Below are 3,625 nucleotides of genomic sequence, written 5' to 3'. Positions count from 1 at the left end.
TCTCCACTCGGTACGACAAGCGAGCCGACAGCTATCTCGTCTTCGCATCGCTCGCCTGCGCCTTCGGACCATTGGTTCAATTGTGAACAGACCCTAGCGACCACGACGCGCCGTCGAAGGCGCCACCGGATTCCCGACAGCCTCTTCAGGTGCCTCATTGGGGCACCCGGACCTTACTCATTCCATTGCCATTGTAAAGGACCCCAACCATGTTCAAGCGCTCAGCGCCGACCGCGCTCGCCGCAGTCGGCTTCGCCCTTCTCACTGCCGCCTGCGGCACACCGCCAGCGAACCTTGACCTTTCGCTGCAGCATCCGAGCTCCGAAGGCAAGTTCGTGGTCCGCATGGCCCCCCCGGCTATGGGGCCAGCTATTAACCAGATGCACGCCTGGCAGGTGCATCTAGAGACACTCGATGGAAAGCCTGTGTCGCGAGCCACGATTGGCTTCGACGGGGGCATGCCGCAGCACGGCCACGGCTTCCCTACCAAGCCCCGCATCACACGCGAGGTAGCGCCTGGTGTCTACGCACTCGAAGGCATGAAGTTCAGCATGACCGGCTGGTGGGACATGCGTTTGGCAATTCAGGCCGGGGATGTGACCGACGGAGCCGTGTTCAACGTCATCGTCGGGGACTCCGGGCTTCAGCGCTAAGCGTCAGGGTCAAGGAGACAGTTTCATGAGCCAGCTCCACAAATCCTGGCTGCCTGCGTCACGGCAGGCAAGCCAGCGCGCAAGGCTGACGGGCGCACTCGCCGCTGTGGTCGTGGTCCTGGCACCGCTTGCCTTGCTCATCGGCTTTGGACGCGCTGACGGCGCCACGGACCACCTCGACTCGTGGTCGAAGGAGGAACGGGCCGTCCTGTCCTCGATGAGCCTGAACAAGCTTCCTGCGCCGCCGCGCGACCCGTCGAACGCCGTGGCGGACAAGCCGGAAGCGGTCGCGCTCGGCAAGCGATTGTTCGCCGATGCACGCCTATCTAGCAACGGGGCGGTGTCGTGCGCCAGTTGCCATGCGCCCGACCGCCAGTTCCAGGACAGCCTGCCCGTCGGAAGGGGCGTTGGCGTCGGAAAGCGCCGCACTATGCCAGTCGCAGCGACGGCGTACAGCCCGTTCTTGTTTTGGGACGGCCGCAAGGACAGCCAGTGGTCCCAAGCATTGGGTCCGTTAGAGGATAGCGTCGAGCACGGCGGCAACCGCGTCCAGTTCGCCCGGGTCGTGCGAACGCACTACCAGCGGGAGTATGAGTCGCTGTTTGGCGCCCTCCCGAACCTGCAGGACCTGCCGGCCGACGCGAGCCCACTTGGCAGCGCCGACGAGAAGCGGGCCTGGTCTCGGCTGACGAACGCGCAACGTGATGCTGTCAACCGCGTCTTCGCGAACCTTGGGAAGGCCATCGCGGCCTACGAGCGGACAGTGACCTACGGCGCGTCCCGCTTCGACCAGTACGTTGAAGCGGTTCTCATAGGTGAGCGCGCGGGCCCCCAATTGTTATCGACCCAGGAGGTCAATGGCCTGCGTCTGTTCATCGGCAAGGCGCAATGCGCGACGTGCCACAACGGCCCGCTCCTGACCGACCAAGCCTTCCACAACACGGGCGTCCCGCCCAGAGAGCCAGCACGCCCAGACCGTGGCCGCGCGCCTGCCACAGCCAAGGTTCTGGCCGACGAGTTCAACTGCCTGAGCCGCTACAGCGACGCGCCTGCGCAAGCCTGCCAGGAGCTGAGCTTCATGGTGACCGACGAACCGGGCATGGAAGGCGCCTTCAAGACACCGAGCTTGCGCAACGTGGAACTTCGGGCTCCGTACATGCACGCCGGCCAGCTCGCGACCTTGGACGAGGTAGTGACACACTACGTGCATTCGCCGGCAGCGGCTATGGGTCATTCCGAGCTGCCACTCGGTGGCGGAGGGCGCGCTGAGCGCAAGCCCATCCGCCTGACGGAGGAGGAGATGCGAGACGTTGTCGCGTTCCTGCGTAGCCTTTCGGGTCCCATCATGGAGCGTCCTGCTCGATAAGAACCGAGAGGGTCGCCGGGTCACTTCGGCCGCGTTTGCACGGGGGAAAATGGACGCAGAAATGGACGCAGCCTCGCAAACTCGGCATCGATTGCCATGGCGTTGACGACGCAGCCGGCGCGCCACGAAAGAGACTCCGCTGTTAGGGGGCGAACGCTTCCGATGTTTTCGGCCAGAACCCATAGCGGAGGTAAGCGACTGGCCCCGCGCCCTGGCTAGGTCCCCTAGGCCAGGTCACACCGCATGCAGTACAGTGTTAAGCCCTCGTGCCGTTGAAACGCCTTCGAGGCTCGCACTTCATCTGGCAACTGGTTTCGTGGAACGAGCAGAAAGCCATGTCGGCCAAAGTAGCTCGCACAACCATTCCACAAGGACACTGCCTGGCGGCAACCGCTGGCCCGCGCTCTCATCAAGATAGCGCGGACGAGATGCGAAGCGATACCTTGGCCTTGGAACTCGGGAAGCACCGCAACGGGGCCCACAATGACAGCGTCGCCATGCCGTTCGGCGCCAGCGCATCCTAGCAGCAAGCCGCCTCCTGCGGCAATGTGGAAAGTTGTCCCAAACGGGTCAACGTCAGAAGCGTCGAGACCGCATGTCTCCAGAATGCCGACAAGTAACCGCCATTCGCCGGTCATGGCGGCACGAATCGAAATGGTTCTCAACACAACACGATACTCCCTCAAACCCTGCCATCGGACTGCGATGCCCACGTACCCACCATGCCAATGGTCTGTCGAAGCTCACCGTTCGCTGCCAGATTGAGTCTATGAAAAAGGCGCACTGTGCCGGATAGCCCCATGGCTTCCAAGTGGAATGTCCCTCGACGACTGTCGAGAGTAAGTATCCGAGCGATACTTGGACATTGCTATCACCCGATTGAGCTACGCATCGCGTCGGAGCAGGCCACTTGAATCGCCGAACACCTTCCGCTCATCTACAAATAACTGGTATTCGAAACTGCGCTGACTGTCAGCGCGAACACGGGCCGCGTCGGCAACCTCCCGTGCGCTGAACGGCGACTGACGCCAGCCTCATGCCGGGCAACAGGCGAAAAATGGCCGGCTTCGCTTCCGGCCAAACGTCCTTGAACCCAATGACAAGTCAAGGTCGATAGGCGCGGTTGTGGGGCGCGCACGAAGGGCGCGCCACGCGGTGAATTAGAAGCGGTGGCGCACGCCGACCATGGCGCCCGTTTGGTTCTGACCCGGCAAGGTATTGGCCGTTCCGGTCACGCCGAAGGTGGCATTGCCCTTGTTGTTGACATAACCCAGCAGCAGATACGCATCGGTGCGCTTGGAAAAGGCGTAGTCGGCGTTCAGTACAAACATCCACGAATCCTTGCTGTCGGTGCGGGCATCCGTATAGTAAGCCGCGCCAGTCAGGGTGAAGGCCGGGGTGAACTTGTATAGCGCGCCGAGCCAGTACAGATTGTCGTGACGGGCCGTACCGGTGGTCACTTCATCGCGCATCCAGCGGTAGCCAGCGAACGCCTTGGCATCGCCAATGGCATACGAGGCGCCAATCGCGGCGCGCTTGGCGGTCAGGTCCGCCGAAGCCAGGGTGCTGCCCTGGAACTGGTCATAGGCGGCGCCCACCGAGAACG

The 3,625-nt window shown here is 62.9% G+C and carries 4 protein-coding genes and 1 pseudogene; 3 read left to right on the top strand and 2 right to left on the bottom strand.

The window, feature by feature from the left end; genetic code table 11:
- The 3 genes and pseudogenes from RM96_RS39000 to RM96_RS28475 all read left to right on the top strand — a co-directional run.
- Window positions 1–86 (top strand): annotated as a pseudogene (locus tag RM96_RS39000) (IS5/IS1182 family transposase); the annotation flags it as partial.
- Between the two features lie 123 nt (window positions 87–209).
- Window positions 210–653: a FixH family protein gene (locus RM96_RS28480; protein WP_052279806.1), complete on the top strand. Its 444-nt coding sequence runs from the start codon at window positions 210–212 to the stop codon at window positions 651–653.
- A gap of 25 nt (window positions 654–678) precedes the next feature.
- Window positions 679–2,019: a cytochrome-c peroxidase gene (locus tag RM96_RS28475; protein ID WP_052279805.1), complete on the top strand. Its 1,341-nt coding sequence runs from the start codon at window positions 679–681 to the stop codon at window positions 2,017–2,019.
- 224 nt (window positions 2,020–2,243) lie between these two features.
- On the opposite strand, the gene RM96_RS37845 is transcribed toward RM96_RS28475, so the two are convergent.
- Both RM96_RS37845 and RM96_RS28470 read right to left on the bottom strand, forming a co-directional pair.
- Entirely contained in the window at window positions 2,244–2,657 is a 414-nt protein-coding gene (locus RM96_RS37845) for a GNAT family N-acetyltransferase (RefSeq protein ID WP_238587457.1), read from the bottom strand.
- 522 nt (window positions 2,658–3,179) lie between these two features.
- On the bottom strand, window positions 3,180–3,625 hold a 446-nt coding region (locus RM96_RS28470), incomplete at its 5' end, for a porin (protein WP_039015087.1).

Origin of the sequence: Cupriavidus sp. IDO (genome assembly GCF_000812465.1) — a bacterium.
GTDB lineage: Bacteria > Pseudomonadota > Gammaproteobacteria > Burkholderiales > Burkholderiaceae > Cupriavidus.
Note: the sequence above shows the minus strand (reverse complement) of the source record. Positions and strands in the feature narration are given on the sequence as shown.

What these genes read in the sequence shown, in the direction of transcription:
- RM96_RS28480 (WP_052279806.1), top strand. Translation starts at nt 210, where the DNA reads ATGTTCAAGCGCTCAGCGCCGACCGCGCTCGCCGCAGTCGGCTTCGCC.
- RM96_RS28475 (WP_052279805.1), top strand. Translation starts at nt 679, where the DNA reads ATGAGCCAGCTCCACAAATCCTGGCTGCCTGCGTCACGGCAGGCAAGC.
- RM96_RS37845 (WP_238587457.1), bottom strand. Translation starts at nt 2,657, where the DNA reads ATGACCGGCGAATGGCGGTTACTTGTCGGCATTCTGGAGACATGCGGT.